At 71.6% G+C, this 22,043-nt stretch carries 17 protein-coding genes and 1 pseudogene; 11 read left to right on the plus strand and 7 right to left on the minus strand.

Annotated features, from left to right (window positions below):
- Window positions 1-11: 11 nt before the first annotated feature.
- The gene (locus BJ961_RS17380; protein WP_271413752.1) at window positions 12-1,400 is read right to left on the minus strand and encodes a hypothetical protein; all 1,389 of its coding nucleotides are present in this window, start codon (window positions 1,398-1,400) and stop codon (window positions 12-14) included.
- A 152-nt stretch (window positions 1,401-1,552) separates the two neighbouring features.
- Here BJ961_RS17380 and BJ961_RS17385 point away from each other — a divergent pair, with 152 nt between their 5' ends.
- The 5 genes and pseudogenes from BJ961_RS17385 (at window position 1,553) to BJ961_RS17405 (ending at window position 9,301) form a co-directional block, all read left to right on the plus strand.
- Window positions 1,553-3,220, plus strand: coding sequence for a PucR family transcriptional regulator (locus BJ961_RS17385; protein WP_271413753.1), 1,668 nt, complete (start codon window positions 1,553-1,555; stop codon window positions 3,218-3,220).
- 199 nt (window positions 3,221-3,419) lie between these two features.
- A complete protein-coding gene (locus BJ961_RS17390) occupies window positions 3,420-4,796 on the plus strand; it encodes a type III PLP-dependent enzyme domain-containing protein (protein WP_271413754.1) in 1,377 nt (458 codons plus the stop codon).
- Window positions 4,793-5,625, plus strand: a pseudogene (locus tag BJ961_RS17395) (M55 family metallopeptidase). Before BJ961_RS17390 ends, BJ961_RS17395 begins: the two are co-directional and overlap by 4 nt.
- Before the next feature lie 121 nt (window positions 5,626-5,746).
- Window positions 5,747-7,192 (plus strand): amino acid permease, encoded by a 1,446-nt coding sequence (locus BJ961_RS17400; RefSeq protein WP_271413755.1) that lies wholly within the window; start codon window positions 5,747-5,749, stop codon window positions 7,190-7,192.
- Window positions 7,193-7,348: 156 nt separating this feature from the next.
- Window positions 7,349-9,301 (plus strand): APC family permease, encoded by a 1,953-nt coding sequence (locus BJ961_RS17405; protein ID WP_271413756.1) that lies wholly within the window; start codon window positions 7,349-7,351, stop codon window positions 9,299-9,301.
- A 100-nt stretch (window positions 9,302-9,401) separates the two neighbouring features.
- Here BJ961_RS17405 and BJ961_RS17410 read toward each other — a convergent pair whose 3' ends face one another.
- Window positions 9,402-11,177 carry an MFS transporter gene (locus tag BJ961_RS17410; protein ID WP_271413757.1) on the minus strand — a complete coding sequence of 592 codons (1,776 nt, stop codon included), beginning with the start codon at window positions 11,175-11,177 and terminating at the stop codon, window positions 9,402-9,404.
- A gap of 4 nt (window positions 11,178-11,181) precedes the next feature.
- Window positions 11,182-12,429 (minus strand): MFS transporter, encoded by a 1,248-nt coding sequence (locus BJ961_RS17415; RefSeq protein ID WP_271413758.1) that lies wholly within the window; start codon window positions 12,427-12,429, stop codon window positions 11,182-11,184.
- A 138-nt stretch (window positions 12,430-12,567) separates the two neighbouring features.
- Here BJ961_RS17415 and BJ961_RS17420 point away from each other — a divergent pair, with 138 nt between their 5' ends.
- Together BJ961_RS17420 and BJ961_RS17425 are read left to right on the plus strand one after the other, a co-directional pair.
- On the plus strand, window positions 12,568-13,146 hold the full coding sequence (locus tag BJ961_RS17420; protein WP_271413759.1) for a TetR/AcrR family transcriptional regulator: 579 nt from the start codon (window positions 12,568-12,570) through the stop codon (window positions 13,144-13,146).
- Window positions 13,147-13,174: 28 nt separating this feature from the next.
- Window positions 13,175-14,020, plus strand: coding sequence for an alpha/beta fold hydrolase (locus BJ961_RS17425; protein WP_271413760.1), 846 nt, complete (start codon window positions 13,175-13,177; stop codon window positions 14,018-14,020).
- Window positions 14,021-14,123: 103 nt separating this feature from the next.
- On the opposite strand, the gene BJ961_RS17430 is transcribed toward BJ961_RS17425, so the two are convergent.
- Window positions 14,124-14,828, minus strand: a complete 705-nt coding sequence (locus tag BJ961_RS17430) for an alpha/beta hydrolase (RefSeq protein WP_271413761.1) — start codon at window positions 14,826-14,828, stop codon at window positions 14,124-14,126.
- Between the two features lie 78 nt (window positions 14,829-14,906).
- Between BJ961_RS17430 and BJ961_RS17435 the strand changes: the two genes are divergently transcribed.
- Window positions 14,907-15,491 carry a TetR/AcrR family transcriptional regulator gene (locus tag BJ961_RS17435; protein ID WP_271413762.1) on the plus strand — a complete coding sequence of 195 codons (585 nt, stop codon included), beginning with the start codon at window positions 14,907-14,909 and terminating at the stop codon, window positions 15,489-15,491.
- A 75-nt stretch (window positions 15,492-15,566) separates the two neighbouring features.
- On the opposite strand, the gene BJ961_RS17440 is transcribed toward BJ961_RS17435, so the two are convergent.
- Window positions 15,567-16,061 carry a hypothetical protein gene (locus tag BJ961_RS17440; protein ID WP_271413763.1) on the minus strand — a complete coding sequence of 165 codons (495 nt, stop codon included), beginning with the start codon at window positions 16,059-16,061 and terminating at the stop codon, window positions 15,567-15,569.
- Between the two features lie 274 nt (window positions 16,062-16,335).
- Here BJ961_RS17440 and BJ961_RS17445 point away from each other — a divergent pair, with 274 nt between their 5' ends.
- The 3 genes from BJ961_RS17445 (at window position 16,336) to BJ961_RS17455 (ending at window position 20,060) form a co-directional block, all read left to right on the plus strand.
- Window positions 16,336-17,754, plus strand: a complete 1,419-nt coding sequence (locus BJ961_RS17445; protein ID WP_271413764.1) for a family 2B encapsulin nanocompartment shell protein — start codon at window positions 16,336-16,338, stop codon at window positions 17,752-17,754.
- A gap of 83 nt (window positions 17,755-17,837) precedes the next feature.
- Window positions 17,838-19,163, plus strand: a complete 1,326-nt coding sequence (locus BJ961_RS17450) for a family 2 encapsulin nanocompartment cargo protein terpene cyclase (protein WP_271413765.1) — start codon at window positions 17,838-17,840, stop codon at window positions 19,161-19,163.
- A gap of 15 nt (window positions 19,164-19,178) precedes the next feature.
- Entirely contained in the window at window positions 19,179-20,060 is an 882-nt protein-coding gene (locus tag BJ961_RS17455) for a geranyl diphosphate 2-C-methyltransferase (RefSeq protein ID WP_271413766.1), read from the plus strand.
- A 40-nt stretch (window positions 20,061-20,100) separates the two neighbouring features.
- On the opposite strand, the gene BJ961_RS17460 is transcribed toward BJ961_RS17455, so the two are convergent.
- Both BJ961_RS17460 and BJ961_RS17465 read right to left on the minus strand, forming a co-directional pair.
- Entirely contained in the window at window positions 20,101-21,072 is a 972-nt protein-coding gene (locus BJ961_RS17460) for a fumarylacetoacetate hydrolase family protein (RefSeq protein ID WP_271413767.1), read from the minus strand.
- A gap of 31 nt (window positions 21,073-21,103) precedes the next feature.
- Window positions 21,104-22,042 (minus strand): VOC family protein, encoded by a 939-nt coding sequence (locus BJ961_RS17465; RefSeq protein ID WP_271413768.1) that lies wholly within the window; start codon window positions 22,040-22,042, stop codon window positions 21,104-21,106.
- Between the last annotated feature and the right edge of the window lies 1 nt (window position 22,043).

A 22,043-nucleotide genomic window follows, 5' to 3' on the forward strand; every position in this document is an offset into this window, starting at 1 on the left:
CCGCGCCCCCGTCACCTGCCGCGTCGCCGGGCCCGTCCGAAGGGGGAACGCCGTCGCCTCCGCTCGGGAGTGACGGCGCCGGGGGCGGACAGGCGCAGCGATATGCGGCGGCGCGCGACCAGGCCGACCACGATCAGCAGCAGGAACGGCAACCAGGCGATCGCGTACGCGACACCGTAATGGTGCAGGTCCAGGATCGACCGGCGCGCATCCACGTCGCTGCTGTTGACGCCGAAGTACGCCAGCAGCAGCGCGGGCGGAAGCGCGAGGAGCGAACCGACGGCGATCACCGCGGCCAGTACCCGGTCCCGGTCCTCGGCGTACTGCTGGGACGCCGTCTCCAGATCGACGCGGCGCGTCGCGAGTACCGCGTTCACGCGCTCGACGATGCGGGACGTGTTGGCCAGCGCGTCCGCCAGCGACGAGACGTCGCGCAAGGAGGAGTGGAAGCTCTCGACCAGCAGCTCCGGTATGAGGATCGTGTCGGCGTACGCCTCGACGCTGAAGCTCAGGTCGAGCTGGAGATCATTGAGTCTGCGCGAGAGCTGCGCGACCAGGGCACGGGCGTCGTCCGTCGTCTCGACCGCCGCGTCCCGGTCGAGCTCCAGCGCCTCGAACGCCTGCCGCCGGACGCGGTGCACGGACGCGACCGCGGTGAGGATGCCGGCAGCGGCCAGCGCGAACGCGTTCTCCGTCGCGGGCGCGTACCCGACGATCAACGACACGCCTCTGCCGTGCGCGACCATGGTCTGCCCGGCGTTGTTCAACGTCTCGGGCCGCCGGATGCCCAGCGTGGCGCCGGTGCCGCTGTCCAGCGTGCCGCGCAGCACGATGGTCACCACCTCCCGGCCGACCGCGTCGCCGACTCTGTGCTCGGCCAACAGCCCTCGTGCCAGTGCCGCTCCGGGGAAGACGCTCTGGTGGACGTTGCGGCCGAACTCGAGCGCCGGCCGGCCGGCGGGCCGGTCGTCAGCGCCGTCGTACGCGCGCAGACGCTCGTCGAGCCATGCGCACATCGGCACCCCTGCGACGCGTATCGCGGAGCGGTCCTGCCAGGTGGCGTACAGGGTCTCGGCGATCACGTCCGGGTCGTCCGCGCCCTCGGCGATCTCGACGTCCACGAAGAGCAGCGGGTCCCTGCGGGGCGTGACGGCCAGGGTGACCGTCGCACCGTCGACCCGGGCCGCGTTCGGCGGCAACGTGATCTCGGAGACACGTTCGTGCAGCACCAGCCGGGGCAGCAGCTGTCCGGCGGCCTCGACGTGGGTGGCGAACCGGCCGAGGCCGAGCGCCTCGGTCAGCGGACGGAGCGCGTCGTCGGGCACGCGCGCCTGCGGCGTGAGGTTGTACATCAGCAGCAGGCGGGTACGAGTCCTGACCGCCGCGTCGGACCGTGGCACAGCTTCCCCTCCGGCCGGCACCCGTGTGGGGCAGCAGTCTAGGGGGCGCGGCAGGAGGCCGGGGCCGGAATGGGAAGGACTCCGGCCCGGCCGCACGACCACCCGCCGAGGGCGGGCGACCGCAGCGGCCGGCGGGCGACCATGATGGACCCATGGCAACACAGGAACCCGTCCGGCAGGACGGCGGGCCGTCGCTGGAGCAGATCCTCGGCCTGATCGCCCCCGGGATGCTCGATGTCGTCGTGGCGCCGCGCGGCCCCGGTGTGCCGGTGGCCGACGTGGTGCTGCACGACCCGGGGGAGGAGCGGGACGACGGCGCGTGGGCGGCGTCCGGACTCATCCTGCTCGCGGTCGGCGTGGACGTCGCCTCCCCGGACGCGCTCGACGTGCTGCGCGGTGCCGACCGGGCCGGAGCCGCCGCGGTGGTGCTGAGGCGGGGTGCGCACGGGCCGCGGACGGCGCTGCTGGAGGCGGCCGCTTCGGGGCGCACGGCGCTGCTCACCCGGCGGCCGGGGCAGGGGTGGACGGAGGTGCTCGGCCAGTTGCGCACCGCTCTGGCGCACAGCGCCCCGACCGGCACGACCGGGGTGGAGGGGCTGCGGCTGGGCGACCTGCCCGGGCTCGCCAACACGGTGGCGTCCCTGGTCGGCGGCGCGATCACGATCGAGGACCCGCGCTCGCGGGTGCTGGCCTACTCCCGGATGGACCATGAGCCCGACCCGATGCGCAGGCTGACGATCCTCGGGCAGGAGGTCCCGCGCTGGCGGGTGCACGAACTGCGGGAGAGCGGCTTCTTCCAGGCCCTGTGGAGCACCGACGGCGTGGTCCGGCTGCCCGCGGACGACCGGTACGCGGAACGGCTGGCCGTCGCGGTGCGCCACGGGTCGGAGATCCTCGGATCGCTCTGGGCCGCCGCCGACGGCCGGCCGCTGGCCGAGGACGCGGCGGCGGCGCTGCACACGGCGGCCCGTGCCGCCGTGCCGCATCTGTCCCACCACCAGACGTGGGGCAGGGCCGCGGCCAGGGCCCGGGAGGGCGCGGTGCACGCACTTCTCGACGGGAGCGGACAGGCGGCTCGCGTCGCGCATGACGCCGGGGTCGCGCCGGACCGCCCGTACACGGTGATGGTCGCGGAGGCGTACGACAGCCGGGACCTGAACGTGGTGCCCGCCCCGGCGGCGGGGGGCGCCGCCGAGCAGCGGGTGCTGGACGTACTCGCGCTGCAGGCGGCGGCGTACCGGCCGGGCTGTGTGACGGCGCGGTCGGGACGGCGGTTGTACGTGCTGCTCCCGGCGGGGGACGGTGAGGCGGACCCGGCGCGTGCCCTGCTGGCGACGGCCCGCTCGGTGCCGCGCGGCGTGGTGTTCGCGGGCGTCGGCCCGGTGACCGCGGACCTGTCGGGGCTGCCCGCCTCGCGCGAGGCCGCCGAGCTGGTGGTGCGGGTGCTGCGGGAGCGGGCCGCACGGCTGCCGGCCGCGGAGGTGGTCTCCGCGGTGGCGGCGTTCGGCGAACTGGTCCCCGAGGTGTCGGTGCTGCGGGTGCTCGACCGTGTCGCGCCGTTGTGGGAGAGCCTGTCGGGTCCGGTGCACGCGATGCTGGAGCACGACCGCGCGCACGGCTCCGAGTACGGCGCGTCGGTCGCCGCCCACATCGACGCGTTCGGTGACACGGGTACGGCCGCCCAGCGGCTGAACGTGCATCCGAACACCCTGCGCTACCGGCTGCGGCGGGCCCGTGAGCTGTTCGGCGTCGACGTGGCCGACCCCACGCTGCGGCTCCTGGCGGACATCGGACTGAGGCTCGCGCGACGCACGGAGTGAGCGCATCGGTCTTTCTGGGCGCGGCGGCCCCACCCACGTTCAAGATCGTTTGATTGTCGTGTCACACAGGAAGCGAACTCATCCATGGTCGTGTGGGACGAAGACGTGGCGGGCCGCGCGGACCGAAGCTGTGACACAGGACAACGCCCGGCCGCTCGACGAGCGCCGGGCACGACCGACGCGTCTGGAGCGTGGTGCAGTGACTTCCGGTTCCCCCCATCAGCGCGGCACGGCCCGTGAGGCCGCGCTCGCACGAGCCGTCGAGGACGGCCTGCTGGGCCCGCAGGCGCCCCTGGTGGGTCTCCTCGACGTCGACGGCGTGCTGGCCGCCGTCGACGCACTGAACGAGGCGTTCGAGGGACCGGCGGCGGTGCAGCACACGTTCGCGGCGAAGGCGTGCGGGCTGGTCCCGGTGCTGCGGCTGCTCGCCGAGGCGGGCATGGGCTGCGAGGTGGCCTCGCCCGGAGAACTGGAGCAGGCGCTGGCGGCCGGATTCACCTACGACCGACTGGTCTTCGACAGCCCCGCCAAGACGGTCGAGGAGCTGGAGTTCGCCCTGGCCCACGGCATCGCGATCAACCTGGACAACTTCCAGGAGATGGCCCGCGTCGACGGCCTGCTGGCCGGCCGGGAGCCCGCCGGTCCCATCGGGCTGCGAGTGAACCCCCAGGTGGGGGCGGGAGCCATCGGTGCGATGAGCACGGCGACCGCCACATCGAAGTTTGGCGTCGCACTGCGCGACGAGGGAGCCGTCGACGCGGTGATCGAGGCCTTCGCGCGCCGGCCGTGGCTCAACCGGCTGCACGCCCACGTCGGCTCCCAGGGCTGCCCGCTGCCCCTCATCGCCCAGGGGGTGCGGGCGGCGTACGAGCTGGCCGAGCGCATCAACACGGAACTGGGCCGCGCCCAGATCACCGGACTCGACATCGGCGGCGGCCTGCCCGTCAACTTCGACAGCGAGGACGACCGCCCGACGTACGCCGACTACGTCGCCGAGCTGCGCGCCGCCGCCCCCGGGCTCTTCGACGGCCGCTACGCCCTGATCACCGAGTTCGGCCGTTCCCTGCTCGCCAAGAGCGGCACCATCGGCTCGGTCGTCGAATACACCAAGTCGGCCGGCGGCCGGCGGATCGCGGTCACCCACGCCGGCGCCCAGGTAGCCACCCGTACCGTCTTCATGCCGGACGCCTGGCCGCTGCGCGTCGGAGTGTTCGACGCCGAGGGCCGGCCCAAGCAGGGCCCCACCGAGATCGTCGACATCGCGGGCCCGTGCTGCTTCGCCGGCGACCTGACCGCGACCGGGCGCGAACTGCCGGCCGTCGAACCGGGCGACGTGGTGGCGCTGTACGACACCGGGGCGTACTACTTCTCCTCGCACTTCTCCTACAACTCCCTGCCGCGACCCGCTGTGTACGGCTATCGGACGGACTCCGGCGGCCAGATCGCCCTCGCGCTCGTGCGGGAGGCCCAGAGCGTGCGCGGTGTGGTCGAGGAGAGCGGGCTCTCCCAGGCGAACGCCCTGGTGGCGCTGTGCTCAGGCAGCACCGCGGCAGCGCCGAAGGAGGTGACCGGATGACACGCGTCCTGATATCCGCCGACATGGAAGGAGCGACCGGCACCGTCCTCCCGGCGGACGTCGAGGCGGGAACGCCACGCTACGAACGGTTCCGCCGACTGCTCACCCAGACGTCAACGCCGCCGTCGCGGGGTTCGCCGACGCCGGTGCCGACGAAGTCGTCGTGAACGACGCGCACTGCGGCATGGACAACATACTCATCGAGGAACTCGACCCCCGGGCGGTCCTGATCGTCGGCCGGCACAAGCCGCTGGGCATGATGCAGGGCCTGGAGACCGGCGTCGACGCCGTGGCGTTCGTCGGCTACCACACCGGCGCGGGGGAGGAGGGCGTCCTCGCCCACACCTACCTGTCGAACAGCGTCCTCGGCGTGCGCGTCGACGGCGAACCCGTCGGCGAGGGGGAGTTCAACGCCCTGGTGTCCGCCGAGTCCGGCTCTCCCGTGGTCCTGGTCACCGGCGACGACGTGACCTGCCACGACGCCGCCCGGTACGCCCCGGGCTGCCGGACCGTCACCGTGAAGACGGCCATCTCGCGTCACGCGGCGATCTGCCGCACGCCGGCCGCCACGACCGCCGACATCCGCGGGGAGGCGGCCGCGGCCCTCTCCGCCGCCCCGCCCCGCCCCACCGCACGCCCGACGCCGCACGTGGTGGAGGTCGACGTCGACAGCCGACACCTCGTCCAACGCGCCTGCGCACTGACCGGAGTCGAACAGGCGGGCCCCCGGACCGTCCGCATGGAGACCCCCGACGCCCGGGAGGCGCTGCGCCGCTTCCGCGCGCTGACCTGGGTGATCGGCGGCGGCCGCGAGGGCGACTGGACGTGACGCCACGGCGTGGCGGCCCCGACCGGGCCACCGCCGCACCCACCACCTCCGCCGCCGGACCCCCTCTGCGGGAGGGACCCCTCCGCGCCCGCCTCACCCGTTGCCCAGGACTGGAGCTGCCATGACATCCCCCGCACCGCACCGAGAGCCGCAGAGCGCGCAACCGGAACTCAGCCGCTCGCTGCGCAACCGCCACATGGCGATGATCGCGATCGGCGGCGCGATCGGCGCCGGCCTGTTCGTCGGCAGCGGTTCGGTGATCAAGACCGCCGGACCCGCCGCGATCGTGTCGTACTGCCTGGCCGGCGCCCTCGTCCTGTGCACGATGCGGATGCTCGGCGAGATGGTCGTGGCGAAGCCGTCCTCGGGCTCCTTCGCCGACTACGCGCGCACCGCCATCGGACCGTGGGCGGGTTTCACCATCGGCTGGCTGTACTGGTACTACTACGTCATCATCGTGGCCGTCGAAGCCGTCGCGGGGGCGGCGATCCTGCACGCGTGGATCGGACTGCCCCTCTGGGTGCTGGCGATGGGCCTCATGGTCGTGATGACCGCGACCAATCTCCTGTCGGTGAAGTCGTTCGGCGAATTCGAGTTCTGGTTCTCCTCCGTCAAGGTCGCCGCGATCGTCGCCTTCCTCGTCGTCGGCGGACTCCACGTCTTCGGCGGCTGGCCGGGTGCGTCGTTCGACTTCTCGAACCTGACCGCGCACGGCGGCTTCGCCCCGAACGGCTTCACCGCGATCTTCTCCGCGATCGTCGTGGTCATCTTCGCCTTCGGCGGAGCGGAGATCGTCACCATCGCCGCGGCCGAGAGCAAGGAACCGGAACGTTCCGTCGCCCGCGCCACCACCGGCATCATCTGGCGGATCATCCTCTTCTACGTCGGCTCGATCGTCCTGGTCGTCACCATCGTGCCGTGGGACAGCGCCAAGGTCCTCGCCAGCCCCTACGTGGCCGCCTGGAACATCATCGGTCTGCCCGGCGCGGGCGTCGTGATGGACGTCGTGATCCTCACCGCGGTGCTGAGCGTGCTCAACTCCTCGGTCTACGTCTCCTCGCGCATGCTGCGCGCCCTCGCCACGCACGGCGACGCACCGGCCTGGCTCGTGGCGACGAACAAGCGCAACGTCCCGGCCCGCGCCATCCTCGCCGGCACCGTCGTCGGCTGGGTCTCGGTGCTGTTCGCCTATCTCTCCCCGGACACCGTCTTCACCTACCTGGTGAACTCCTCCGGCGCCATCGCCATCTTCATGTACCTCATGATCGGCGCGTCCCAGCTGCGCATGCGCCGCCGGCTGGAAGCCGAGGCCCCGGAACGGCTGTCCCTGCGCATGTGGCTCTTCCCCTACCTGACCTGGGTGGTGATGGCCGGCTTCGCCGCCGTCCTGGTGGCCATGGCCGTCATCGGCGACCAGCGCACCCAACTGCTCACCAGCATCGGCAGCCTCGCCGTGGTCCTGCTCGCCTACGCGGTACGCAGGGCCCGCGGCAACCGGCCGCCGGCCCCGGCCGGCACCGCCACCACGGACACCGGTCACGGCGCGGACGCCCTGCCCACCCGCTGAGCCGCCCGCCCCGCACGGCGAAGGCCCCGACCGGTATGCGACCCACCGGTCGGGGCCTTCACCGTGCCACGCGGAAAGCGGGGTCCCGCGGGCATGCGTGGTACCCGTCGGCGGTGGCTGCCCAGTTCGGCAGCAGCCGCCCGTTCTCATGGACGCATGACTCTTGATCGGCCGATGTACCGCGTCAAGCGGCGACTCCTCGGCACACCGCTCACCACCGAGCGGGCCGGCGAGGAGAAGCTGGACAACCGGACGGCCCTCGGGGTACTCGCGTCCGACTGCATCAGTTCGTCGGCCTACGGCTCCGAGGAGATGCTGCGGGTCCTCGTGCCGGTCGTCGGAGCAGCCGCCTTCACCATGGTCATCCCGGTGACCGGTGCGATCCTGCTGGTGCTGCTGCTTCTCACGCTCTGCTACAGCGATGTCGTCACGATCTACACCCGGGCCGGCGGCTCCTACGTCGTCGCCCGGGAGAACTTCGGGCCGAACGTCGCGCAGGTCGCCGCCGTGGCCCTGCTGGTCGACTACGTCGTCACCGTCGCCGTCCAGGTGTCGGCCGGCACGAGCGCGCTGATCTCGCTCGCCCACCTGGTCGGCAACGGCTGGACAGGGCTCGACCACCTCCAGTTGCCGGTCTCCGTGGCGGTGATCGTCCTGCTGGCGTACGGAAACCTGCGCGGAGTCCGCGAGGCCGGCCGGATGTTCGCGCTGCCCGCGTACCTCTTCATCGCCGCGATGAGCCTGGTCTTCCTCGTCGCCGCGGTGCGCGGACTGACGGGCGAGCTGCCGCACGCCGACCTGAACGCGCCCGGCGTCGTGCCCTCGGGGACTCCCGGCGACGGCTGGCTCCACGGCGCGTCGCTCTTCATCGTGCTGCGTTCCTTCGCCAACGGCGGCTCGTCCCTCACCGGGCTCGAGGCGATCTCGAACGGGATCTCCGCCTTCCGCGAACCCCAGGGCCGCAACGCCCGGCACACCCTCGTCGCCATGAGCTGCGTGCTCGCCGTCCTGGTCCTGGGCGTCTCCGCCCTCGCCCACTACACCCACGCCGTCCCGTACACCGACGGGACCCCGACCGTCATCGCGCAGGAGGCGAGACTCGCGTTCGGGAACGACACGCTGGGGACGGCCGGCCTGGTCTTCGTCCAGCTGGCGACCGCGCTGGTCCTCTACACCGGTGCCAACACCCCCTTCACCGGCTTCCCGTTCCTGGCCAGCTTCGTCGCACAGGACCGGTTCCTGCCCCGGCTGCTCACCCGGCGCGGGCACCGGCTGGCCTTCTCCAACGGCATCGTCACGCTCTCCGCCCTGTCGTTGGCCCTGCTGCTCGTCACGGGCGCCAACGTGGACAAGCTGGTCGCCCTCTACGCGATCGGCGTGTTCACCGCCTTCACCATGGCCGGGTCCGGCCTCACCGCCTACCACCTGCGCAGACGGGAGCCACTGCGCCGGGTGAAGATCGGGGTCAACGCACTCGCGGCGGTCGTCTCCGCCGCCGTCGTGCTGGTCTTCGCCGTCACGAAGTTCACCGAGGGCGCCTGGCTGGTCGTCGTGGTCTTCCCACTCGGAGTCTGGACCCTGATCCGGATCAACCGCGAGTACCGGCGCGAGGCCGCCGCCCTGGAGCGGCTGCCCACCGGCGCGGACCGGCCGCGTACCCGCCGCCACCAGGTGTTCGTCCTGGTCGAGACACTGGACCTGGCCACGCTGAAAGCCCTGCGGTACGCCCACGAGCTGAGACCTGACACCGTCCGCGCGGTGCACTTCGCCATCGACGAGGCCCACGCCCGCCGGCTGTCGGCCCTCTGGGCGTCGACGTCCGCGACCTCGGTCGAACTGGAACTGGTGGACTGCCCCGACCGGCGGCTGCGCCACGCGATGCGGGAACTGGCCGTCCGGACCACCCAGGACGGTGACACCTCCCTGACGGTGCTCGTGCCCCGGCGGATGTACGCCAACGCCCTCGGCAAACTCCTCCACCGCGGCACCGGCGAGAAGATGTCGAGGACGCTGGAACAACTGCCCCACGTCGCGGTCACGATCCTGCCGTTCAACGCGTCGCACGCCATGCACGCCCTGGAGTCGCATCACCTGCCCGACGTGGACTAGCCGCACGAGCGCCGCGCCGTCCACAGCGACCGTGCACACCCCACCGCTGCGAAGCGCCTGGGCCGGGGGTTTCGCCCATGTCCGCACGCCGTGGCGGCACTCACCCGGTTCCGGACTCCTCGGGGCAGGGGGTGCCGCGGGGGAGTGCGTAGTCGGCCTCGATGCGGTACGTGCCGGCCCGGGGCGCGAGGAGGACCGTCCAGGTGTCCTGGGGCCCGCCGCCGTCGGTCTCCTGCTCCTCCTTCTTCAGGCAACCCCCGGTGCGGGCGGGTCCGCCGGTGCCCTCCGCGGCATCCGTCCCCTCGATCCGGTGGCCACGGCTGTCGACCAGGACCAGCCAGGGCGAGTAGGGGACTCGCAGCCGCACCGGTCCCGCCCGGTCCACCGTGACCGTGACGTGGTCCTGGGCGGCGTCCGCGAGGGTGGCGTTCGGTTCGGCCAGCGGGGTCGGCTTCCGCACGGCGTACATCTTCCAGTTCGCGTCGGACCACACCTGCTTCAGGTAGGGCAGCCCTTGCCGGATCAGTCGCGCTTCCTGCCCGCCGGCCGAGTCCAGCGGGCCCGACGGCAGGACCACGTAGTGAACCGCCCACCGGTCGAGCCAGGCGCGGTAGCTGTCCGCCGTGAGCGTGCCGTCGTAGAAGACGGGATTGCGTCCCAGGTCGGCCTGGCGGTTCCAGCCGCGTGCGAGGTGCGCGTACTCGGGGAGCGCCGAGGCCTCCCGGTGACTGCCGGCCGGCACGACTTCGAGTCTTCCCTTCTTCCGCACCTCGACGCGTTCCAACTGGTGCAACAGCGGTTCGAGGTCCTCGGACCACGCCTCGGTGGGCGCGGTGCGCACGGCATCGGCCACCGCCCCGGTGCCCTGCCAGACCGTCGCCGCGCAGATCGCCGCCATCAGCGCGACGCGTTTGCGCGCCGTCGTACGCAGCGCGGCCGGGCGAGGCAGCCGGATCCCCGGCAGCGCGGCGAGGAACACGACGCCGGCGAAGAGCATGCCGAGGCGAGTGATGTTGCTGCCGACCTGGGAGGGAATCAGCCAAGCGCCCAGCACTGCCCCGGCATACAGCACCCCCGCCACACGGACCGTGCGCCAGTGGGCCGGCACGAAGGCCAGCGGCGCCAGACCGCACAGCAGGGACAGTGCCGCTGTCCACCCGTTGATGGGCATCTCCCCGGAGAAGGGGAAGAGCCACGAGGTCAGACCGACGACGGCGAGCGGCGCGACCCCGAGGGCGTACGCAACGGCACGCCGCCGGGTGAGCCACAGTGCCCCGGCGACGATCCCGACGAAGAGACCGGCCACCGGGCTGGCCATGGTCGCCAGAGCGGCCAGCAGCGCTGCCGGGAGCAGCGCCGCGACCCGGTGCGGCCGCCGGGACGTCGCGGCCCCCGAGGAGTCGTCGCCGAAGACGACCAGCAGCGCCGCGAGACCGAACATGGTGCCCAGCGCGAACGTCGCCCGGCCCGACACCGCGTTGCAGGTGAGGGCGAAGGCGCCGTACAGCGCGGGCCACAGGGGCCGGCGTACCCCCCGGCTGCGCACCAGCAGCAGGGCGAGCAGGGCGGCCGAAACCGTGCCGGACACGGCCATGGTCGTGCGGACGCCGAGAAGATGCATCACGTACGGGGACAGGACGCTGTAGGAGGCGGGATGCATGCCGCCGAACCAGGCGAAGTTGTAGGCGGAGTCCGGGTGGTTGGCGGCGAACGCGGTCCAGGCGTCCTGGGCCGCCAGGTCACCGCCGCCGTTGGCGAGCAGCAGCATCCAGGTGGTGTGCAGCGCGGCGGCGAGCAGCACGGCCGCGGGCACCGGCCGTCCCAGCCGGGTGAGGAGCGGGCCGAGTCGCTCGGTTCGCCGACGTGAGCTGGTCAAAGGATCATTCCTCGGGGCTCCGACTCGGCTGTTTCACGGCGAGTTCGACGGGCAGGTCGGCACTGCTTGCACGGCGCCGGGACGTGCGGCGGCCGGCGGCGGGGGCCGCGAGGGCGGCCATGGCGACGAACGCCAGCACCACGACCATCGCCGCGCGCAGCCCGTAGTGATCGCCCAGGAAACCGAGAGTGGGCGGCCCCACCAGGAAGGCGACATAGCCGATCGTCGCCACCAGGCCGACCCGGGCGGTCTCGTCGGGTCCGGAGTCGCCCGCCGCCGAGAGGGCCACCGGAAAGCCCAGGGACGCGCCCAGTCCCCAGAACAGGACGGCGGCCGCGGCCACGACGGTGTTGTCGGAGAAGATGACCAGGGCCAGGCCGACGGCTCCGGAGAGCGCGCTGGCCCGCAGCACGGTGGCCCGGCTGTGACGACTGAGGAAGAACGTGCCGCTGAAGCGCCCCAGGGTCATCGCCGCGGCGAACCCCACGTAGACGAGTGAGCCGGCGGTCGCGTCGAGCCCGTGGCCGTCGACCATGAGCAGCGGCAGCCAGTCGTTGGCGGCGCCCTCCGCGAGCGCCATGGCCAGGACGACGGCTCCGATCATCAGAAGCGTCCGGTCCCTCCACAGGCGCGGCCTCGGGCGCTGCGCGGGGTCGGAAGCGGGCGACGCGGTGCGGGTTCCGGTCCCGGCGGGGACGGCGCCGATGGCGTACGCGAAGATCGCGGCCGCCACCGCCGCCACGGCCAACAGGTGCCAGTGGGCCGGGAACGCCGCAGCGGTGGCCGCCATGCCGGCCAGGCCACCGACGACGGTGCCCAGGCTGAAGCATCCGTGCAGCGTGGGCAGCACCGCCGAGCCGGTGAGCCGTTCCACGTCGGCACCGTCCACGTTGATCGCGACCTCGCCCGCGCCCATCCCCGCGCCGAACACACACAGCCCTGCGGTGACCAGTGAGGCGGAGACGAGGGCGCTGCCCACCCCGACGACGACCACGCTCGCGATGATCAACAGGGTGGAGAGTGCCGTCACGGGTCTGGTCCCGAAGCGCGACACCAGACGGCCGGAACACAGGATGCCGGACATCGAGCCGACGGACAGGCCGAAGAGCACCAGCCCCATCTGCCCGGTGGACACGCCCAGATGGTCGCGGATGTCCGGCGTGCGTGTGACCCAGGAGGACATGGCGATGCCGTTGAGGAAGAAGAACAGGAACAGTGCCCGACGGCGTCGGCGTATGGCGCGGTCTGTCAAGGAGGGGCTCCGCCGGCGTTGGGGACAATGGAGGGGCAACACAATGGAGGGGCAAGCAGGCAACGAATCCGCACCCACCGAGTATGCACAAATGTACACACCCGGTGGGAGTCCGAGAAGACAGGGCAGACGACGGCGATGACAGGCAGCACCCGCGGCCCCAACGACCCCCGGCGCCGCGAACGCATCCTCGACGCCGCGCTCGACGTCATCGCCGAGCACGGCGCCATCAAAGTGACCTTCCGCAAGATCGCCGAGGCGGCGGGCGTGCCGCTCGGATCACTCACCTACTACTTCGACGACATGCAGCACCTGCTCACCGACGCCTTCACCCGGCACGCCGAGTCCGTCTCCACCCGCTACGGCGCCCTGCTGGAGGCCGCGCGGACCCGCCAGGAGGCTCAGGAGGCCGTCGTCGAGATCATCTGCGGCAAGGTCTGGGGAACCGACCACAACCTCCTGCTCAGCTACGAGCTCTACGCCTTCGCCACCCGCCATCCCGAGGTGCGCGCCGTCATGCGGTCCTGGATGCGCGCCAGCCGGAACTCCCTGGCCAGACACTTCGACCCGCTGACCGCACGCGCCCTCGACGCCCTGATCGAAGGACTCTCCATCCACAACTCCGTCGACTCCCGTCCCACCGACCGCGCGGACGTGGCCGCCATCGTCGACGCCGTCGTCGACCGGCACCACGCGCGGGCGGGCGGAGAGGCATAGGGCGTGGCCCGGGGGAAACATGCTCCTCATGAGGCAGAAGAGCAGCCCAGGGACGGACTGGACACTCGGCGAGGAATTCGAGACGCCTGACGGGGTGGTGCGCTGGAGCGTCCTCGGCAGCGGAGACCCGGTCGTCCTGGTGCACGGAACCCCGTACTCGTCCCTACTCTGGCGGGACATCGCCCCGGCCCTCGCCCGTACCCGCACGGTGTACGTCTTCGACCATCTCGGCTTCGGCCAGTCGGACCAGCGCGAGGGGCAGGACCTCAGCCTGGCGGCGCACGCCAGAAATCTGGCCGGGCTCCTCGACCACTGGGAACTGCCCCGCCCCAGCGTGGTCGCCCACGACATCGGCGGGGCGGTGGCACTTCGCACCCTGCTGCTGGAGCAGCGGGGCTTTCGGGATCTGACCCTCTTCGACGCGGTGAGCGGCGGAGCGTGGGAGCGCGGCCTCTTCCGGCTCTTCCTGGAGCACCGGGACGTCTTCGAGAGACTTCCGGACTACGCGCACGAAGCGCTCGTCGCCAGTCACCTGCGGCACGCCACGCACGTGGGCCTGCGACCGGGAGTCCTCGACATGTTCCTCGCACCGTGGCGCGGGAGTGCCGGGCAGGCCGCGTTCTACCGCCAGTACAGCCAGATCAGGCAGTCGGACACCGCGGCGTACGAGCACCTGCTGGGCACAATGACGCTTCCGGTGAGGCTCGTCTGGGGCCGCGAGGACCGCATCCTCCCTCCCCAGTACGCCGAGTGGCTGCACGAACGCGTTCCGCACGCCGAACTCCACTGGATCGAGGGCGCCGGCCACCTGCTCCAGGAGGACGCCCCCGGCCGACTGCTGGCCCACCTCACCGCGGATTTCCCCCCGGCCTGACCAGAGACCCCGGGCAACGGCACCGCTGTGGCCCACCTTCCTCGGCGCGGGGCCTCGGCGGCGAACCGGCGGGCGATCCGGGCGGCACGTCCCAGGCCCGCCGTCACGGTGACGACAGGTTCGCGACGATGTCGGCGACGGCCCCCGGCTGCGACAGGAACGGGTGGTGGCCCGCTTCCACCTCGACGACCTTGTCGGCGCGGCGGGAGAACTCACGTTGCGCGGCCACCGGGGTACCGCGGTCCTCGGTGCACACCACGTAGGTCGTGGGCACGTCGTGCCACGCCGCCGCCCGCACGGGCTGCTGGGTCACGGCGAGCGTCTGCCGCACCAGGAGGGCCGTCGCGTCGCGGGCGATGTCCGCCGGGCAGTCCTGGGCGAACGTCTCGGCGAACAGCTCCGGCCGGGCGCCGAACGTACCGCCGTCGGGATCGAAGTCCAGGAACGGTGGGGGCGCGTCGGCTCCGAACGTCGACAGGGACTCGCCGGGCTCGGGCAAGTAGCTCGACACCAACACCATGTGGCGCACCGTCTCCACACCCGCCGCCGCCTCGGCGGCGACGATCCCGCCGTAGCTGTGCGCCACCACCACGATCGGCTCGTCCCCCTCGACGAGGACCGCACGCAGCGCGGCGACGTCCTCGGGCAGCCCGGGACCTTCCGGCCCGGCCGGCCGGTCACCCTCGCCGCAGCTCGGAAGCGCCGGGGCAACACTGGTGATGCCGTGCTCCCGCAGTACCGAGGCGGTCCGGTGCCACCACCACGACCCGTCACGAACACACGCTCCATGCACGAACACAATACGCATCTCTTGCTCCTCGATCCGAGTGCCAAGCTCCTCGCCTCCACGGTAGACGTAACGTTGGTTACGTGAAAAAGTGCGGCGATGGGTCGACACAAGCAGCCCGAGATACGCGACCGAATCCTCGACGCCTGCGTCGACCACGCCCTCACGCACGGGCTTCCCCACCGCCTTGAGCCCTTCGTGACGGCCTCCGGCACCTCTGCCCGGATGCTGATCTACCACTTCGGGTCCCGGGACGCACTGCTGCGGGAAACCCTGGGACGGGCACGCAGACGCCAGCGCGACTTCTTCGGCGAACTGGTCGCCCCGCGGCCGGGCGAGCCCTATCCGAGCACGCTGCGACGGGCTTGGCAGGTCATGACCGGCCCGTCCGGCCGGCCGTACCTCACCATGTTCGGCAGACTCCGCGAGGACGCCGAGCAGCAGCTCTGGCCGGACTTCCGCCGCGAGTCCACCACGGACTGGCTGCAGCCGCTGGAGGACGGCATGCGCAGCGTCGGCCGTCCCGAACTCGCCACCCTCGTACTCGCCGTCGTCCGCGGACTCATCATGGACATCGAGACCACAGGAGATGTTCCGCGAGCCGATCGGGCGTTCGACGATTTCCTCGCCGCGCTCGTTCCCGTCTCCGACAAGACTCCCGCGGAGCCTCCGGAGGATCGCTGAGTCCCTGCTCTCGTCCCTCACACCGGTCGTCACGACAGGCCGTTCCATCCGCCGCACCCCGTACCCCGCACCCGCTCACCGAGGTGCCGCGGAACCACCGGTCTCCCGCTGACGACCGGGCCACATGTCGTCGTACGCCGCATCGAAGAACCGCGCCTGCGGCCCGCGCAGCGCGGACCCGTCGGACACCCCGTCCCTGGCCGCCTCCGCGAGGGGGGCCGCATAACGGTAGGCGGCGCCTCGCAGGGACTCGCCCCTGGCCGCCAGGTCGATCTCCGCCTGCGCCAGCCACAGATCATCGACGAGCCGGCCGAGCTCGGCATCGGCATCGGCCGCGGCACCTGCAACTCGCGAGCCGGCGAGGGCCGCCTTCTCCACCTGCGCCGCGACTCCCAGGAACTTCAGGACCGCACTCTTGACCTCCGCCCGGTGCGCGGCCGACGCCTGTGCTTCGAACTGGCGAGCGCCTGCTCGCGACACGAGGTACTGACCGAACAGTGATCCGCCCGCGCCGAGCGCGACACCGGCCAGAGACAACAACGCCGGCCCCAAGGCTCCCCAAGATCCCATGGCTGAAGTCTCTCAACACAGGGGACAACGGCCGCCCCTCCGCTGCTGCCAACGCGATGGCACCAGGCGGCCGATAAACCACATTCAACCGATTGTCACTGCTTCGGGGTAAGCATCACGGCACCTTGGTGGATACAGCCGGTCCAACAGTTAGCTTTCTGCGGGCGGAGCGATCCCGCGATCCTCCGGCGGCCCGATGTCCACTCCTCCCTGTCTCCCGGTCGGCGCACCCGTGTGCGTCGGTCGACCCGTCGTGCAAGGAGAACGCCTCCCGATGTCCGTCGACAGCGTCCCGGAAGCCCAGACCCCACCCGAGGCGCCGCAGCAGGCCCTCAGCACCGCCGCTGCCCGCAACCTCGCCACCACCACCAAGTCCGTGCCGCAGATGCAGGAGATCACCTCCCGCTGGCTGCTGCGCATGCTGCCCTGGGTCGAGACCGCGGGCGGCGCCTACCGGGTCAACCGACGGCTGCGCCACACCCTCGGCGACGGGCGCGTCGAGTTCGTCCAGGAGGGCGCCACGGTCCGGGTGATCCCCCTGGAGCTCACCGAGCTGTCCCTGCTGCGCGGATTCACGGACACGGACGTCCTCACCGCCCTCGCCGACCGCTGCACCCAGCGGGACTTCACGGCGGGCGAAGTCCTCGCCGAACGCGGCAGCCCCGCGGACCGGATCCACCTCATCGCCCACGGCCGGGTGAGCCAGACCTCCGAGGGCAAGTACGGCGGACGGACCTCCATCGCGGTGCACTCGGACGGCGGCCACTTCGGCGAGAACGCGCTGTCGGACCCCGACGCCCGCCACGACTCCACCTACACCGCCGAGACCTCCGGCACCCTCCTCACCCTGACCCGCGCCGACTTCGCGGCGGTCCGGGACTCCGCCCCGCAACTGCGGGCACAGGTGGACGAGTTCGACTCCCGTGCGCGGCAGCGGCAGAACAAGCACGGCGAGGCCGAGATCGCCGTGTCGGCCGGCCATGTCGGCGAACCCGACCTGCCCGGCACCTTCGTCGACTACGAACCGCACCCCCGCGAGTACGAGCTCTCCGTCGCACAGACCGTTCTGCGGATCCACACCCGGGTCGCCGACCTCTACAACGGTCCGATGAACCAGAGCGAGGAGCAACTCCGGCTCACCGTCGAAGCCCTGCGGGAACGCCAGGAACACGAACTCGTCAACAACCGCGAGTTCGGGCTGCTGCACAACGCCGACTTCAAGCAGCGCATCCAGACCCGCTCCGGCCCGCCGACCCCGGACGACATGGACGAACTGCTCTGCCGCCGACGCGGCACCAAGCTGTTCCTCGCCCACCCCAGGACCATCGCCGCCATCGGACGCGGCTTCAACGCCTACGGTCTCTACCCCGACCACGTCGACCTCGGCGGGCAATCCGTCCCCGCCTGGCGCGGCGTCCCCATCCTTCCCTGCAACAAGATCCCGATCAGCAGGGAACAGACCAGCTCCATCATCGCGATGCGCACCGGTGAGAAGAACCAGGGCGTCATCGGCCTGCGGCAGACCGAACTGCCGGACGAGTACGAACCGGGCCTCGCCGTGCGTTTCATGGGCATCAACGAGCAGGCGATCATCTCCTACCTCGTCAGCACCTACTTCTCCGCCGCGGTGCTCCTCCCCGACGCCCTCGGCGTGATGGAGAACGTACAGATCGCCGCCCCCGTGCGGCGCTGACGCCCCGAACCGCTCCCGCGGGACAGGTCCGGCACGCCCCACGTACGACAGAGCCCCCACCCCACCGCAGCAAGGAGCCGCCGATGCCCGAGCCCGGGCCCCTCGGAACATCGCCCCCTGAGCAGGGGCCGACGCCGCCCACAGCCACACCGGACATCCCCGCCCCGGCGCCCCCCGGCCCTTCGGCCACGTCGGCCGCCTCCGACTTCCTGGCCGCACTGCACCCGCCGGTCGCGATCCCCGACCCGACACCACCCCCGGCACCGTCCCCGACGCCCGCCCCCGCGGCACCGGACACGACCGCGGCGGACTCCGCCCTCCAGCGGATCCTGCGCGGACCGACCGGACCGGGCACGACCTCGCTCGCCCTGACCGACACCTACGGACAGCGACCGGACCCGGCGCCCCCGGCAGCCGCTCCGCCCGCCGCCGGACGCGCCGTCCCCGGCCTCTACCACCACCCCGTCCCGGAGCCCGACCCCGTCCGCGTCGAGGAGGTCAGCCACCGGATCAAGCGCTGGGCCGAGGACGAGGTCCAGCTCTACCCCGAGGAGTGGGAGGGGCAGTTCGACGGCTTCTCCGTCGGCCGCTACATGGTCGGCTGCCATCCCGACGCCCCGACCGTCGACCACCTGATGCTCGCCACCCGGCTGATGGTCGCGGAAAACGCGGTGGACGACTGCTACTGCGAGGACCACGGCGGGTCACCCGTCGGGCTCGGCGGGCGCCTCCTCCTCGCGCACACGGCGATCGACCACTTCCACACCACCGCGGAGTACACACCGGCCTGGCGGGAATCCCTCAGCTCGGACGCTCCGCGCCGTGCCTACGACAGCGCCATGGACTACTTCGTCCGCGCGGCGACCCCCTCCCAGGCCGACCGCTACCGGCACGACATGGCCCGGCTGCACATGGGCTACCTCGCCGAGGCCGCCTGGGCGCAGACCGGACACGTGCCGGAGGTGTGGGAGTACCTGGCGATGCGCCAGTTCAACAACTTCCGCCCCTGCCCCACGATCACCGACAGCGTCGGGGGCTACGAACTGCCCGCGGACCTGCACGCCCAACCGGACATGCAACGGGTGATCGCCCTCGCCGGCAACGCGACCACCATCGTCAACGACCTCTACTCCTACACCAAGGAACTCAACAGCCCGGGCCGCCACCTGAACCTTCCGGTGGTGATCGCGGAACGCGAGCAGCTCTGCGAACGCGACGCCTACCTCAAGGCCGTCGAGGTCCACAACGAACTCCAGCACGCCTTCGAGGCCGCCGCGGCCGATCTCGCGGAAGCCTGCCCCCTGCCCCCCGTGCTGCGCTTCCTCAAGGGAGTCGCCGCCTGGGTCGACGGCAACCACGACTGGCACCGGACCAACACCTACCGCTACAGCCTGCCCGACTTCTGGTAACGAACGGACATATCTGTGACCACTGAGACCACCTCCATCCCCACCGCCACCGCGAAGATCCCGGCCCCGGCGACGCCCTACCAGGAGGACATCGCACGCTACTGGAACAACGAGGCACGGCCGGTCAACCTCCGCCTCGGTGACGTGGACGGGCTCTACCACCACCACTACGGCATCGGTGCCGTGGACCACGCCGCGCTCGGCGACCCGGCGCACAGCGAGTACGAGAAGAAGGTCGTCGCGGAGCTGCACCGGCTGGAGTCCGCACAGGCGGAGTTCCTCATGGACCACCTCGGCCCGGTCGGCCCCGGCGACACCCTCGTCGACGCCGGTTGCGGACGGGGCGGATCCATGGTCATGGCCCACCGCCGCTTCGGCTGCCGGGTCGAGGGAGTCACCCTGTCCACCGGCCAGGCCGACTTCGGCAACGGGCGCGCTCGAGAGCTGCGCATCGACGACCACGTCCGCTCCCGCGTGTGCAACATGCTCGACACGCCCTTCGACAAGGGCAGCGTCACGGCCTCCTGGAACAACGAGTCGACCATGTACGTCGACCTCCACGACCTGTTCGGCGAGCACTCCCGCTTCCTGAAGGTCGGCGGCCGGTACGTGACGATCACCGGCTGCTGGAACCCCCGCTACGGCCAGCCGTCGAAGTGGGTCTCCCAGATCAACGCCCACTTCGAGTGCAACATCCACTCCCGCCGCGAGTACCTGCGCGCCATGGCCGACAACCGGCTGGTGCCGCACACCATCGTCGACCTCACCCCGGACACACTGCCCTACTGGGAGCTGCGGGCCACGTCCTCACTGGTCACCGGAATCGAGGAGGCGTTCATCGAGTCCTACCGCGACGGCTCCTTCCAGTACGTCCTGATCGCGGCCGACCGCGTGTGAGCCCAGGCTCACCCCGGGCCGCCTCCCGGGTGCGGGCCGGTCACGGCCGCCCCCGGGAGCGGCGCCGCCCGGTGGGCAGGGGCACCGGGTCGACGCCGGTGGTCACCGTGTTGGAGACCGCCCCGATGCCCTCGACCGTGAGGGTGACGGTGTCGCCGGGCCGCAGCGGCGGCGGTGCCCCCTCGCCGCGTACGCCCCAGAGCTCGGCGAGGCAGCCGCCGTTGCCGCAGGTGCCGGAGCCGAGGACGTCGCCCGGTACGACGCGGGTGCCACGCGAGGCGTAGGCGGTCATCTCCTCGAAGGTCCAGCTCATGTGGGAGAGCAGGTCCTCGCCGACGACCTGCCCGTTGACCTCGGCGGTGAGCGCCAGGCGCAGGAAGCCGTCGGGGTCCCGGTACCGCTCCAGTTCGTCGGCGGTGACCAGACAGGGGCCGAGCGTGGAGGCGGTGTCCTTGCCCTTGCAGGGGCCGAGGCCGACCTTCATCTCGGCGGACTGGAGATCGCGGGCGGACCAGTCGTTGAACACGGTGTAGCCGACGATGTGGTCGCGGGCCTGCCCGGGGGTCAGGTCGTGACCCTCGCGGCCGATGACGGCGGCGACTTCCAGCTCGTAGTCGAGGACTGCGGAGCCGGGCGGCATCGGAACGGCGTCGCCGGGCCCGTAGATGGCGTGCGGGTTGGTGAAGTAGAAGGTGGGGGCCGCGTACCACTGGTCGGGTACGCCGCTGACGCCGTCCACCGAGCGGCGCACGCCCTCCACGTGTTCCTCGAAGGTGACGAAGTCGCGTACGGAGGCGGGCTGGAGCGGCGGCAGCAGCCGCACCTGGGAGACGTGCGGACCGGGCGGGACGCCGAGCGCGGCGGTCCCCGCGGCGAGCAGGGCGGGCAGACCGCCGCCGGAGCGCACCAGCTCGGTGAGCGATGTGTTGCCGGCCAGCGGGTGGAGGGTGCCGTCCGCCTCGACGACGGCGGCGCGGGTGCGGTGCTGGTGTTCGTAGGTGGCGAATCGCATGTGGGCTCCAGGACACGGGCACGGGCGGGGGTCAGACCGGCGGGGCGACGAACACGCCCCGGTCGGGGTCGTTGAACGACTCCTTGGCGACCAGTTCGTTCATCGGGTTGGCGGTGCCCCACTGGTCGGTGACCTCGGGCCGCGAGAAGTCGTAGATGTGGGGGTGCCAGGTGTCCTCGTCGAGCAGCTCCAGCTCGGTCGTGTACTCCACGGTGTTGCCGTGGGGGTCGAGGAAGTACGTGAAGGTGTTGTCGCCCGCCATGTGCCGGCCGGGACCCCAGATCTTCCGGTGCCCGGCGCGCATCACCCGCCCCGAGCCGCGCATGTACTCGTCCAGACCGCGCATCTCGAACGAGACGTGGTGCAGTGACGTGTGCGGTCCCTGCGCGACGGCCATGGAGTGGTGCTGGTTCGAGATCCGCATGAAGTGCATGACCTCGCCCATGTGCGGCGACGACAGGGTGTCGGACAGGACGAACCCGAGGTGACGCTCGTACCACTGCCGGGTCCGGTTCAGGTCGGGGGAGTTGAGGACGACGTGGGAGAGCTTGACCGGGACGGACTCCTTCTCCTCGATCCTGCGATGCCGGCGCACCTCCACGTCGGCCGACACCTCGACCGTGCGGCCGTCGACGTCGAAGAACCGGAAGCCGTAGCCACCACCGGGGGTGTCCACCGTGCCCGGCCGCGAGATCAGCTGGACTCCTCCCGCGAGGAGCCGCTCGGCGAGGGTGTCGACGTCGGTGGCGGACGCGGCCCCGTAGGAGACGAGGTCGAGACGTTTCTCGTCGGCCCTGCGCAGCCGGACGACGTAGTTCTCCGGGCTTCCCTCGGCGGCGAGGAAGGAGATGCCGGAGTCCTCGGAGACCTTGGTCAGGCCCCAGACGCCGGAGTAGAAGTCGAGCTGCTTGTCGTAGTCCGGCACGGCGAGGTCGACGTGCCGCAGGTGGGTGAGCAGACGGCTGTTCATG

It is taken from the genome of Streptomyces lienomycini (assembly GCF_027947595.1).
Taxonomy (GTDB): domain Bacteria; phylum Actinomycetota; class Actinomycetes; order Streptomycetales; family Streptomycetaceae; genus Streptomyces; species Streptomyces lienomycini.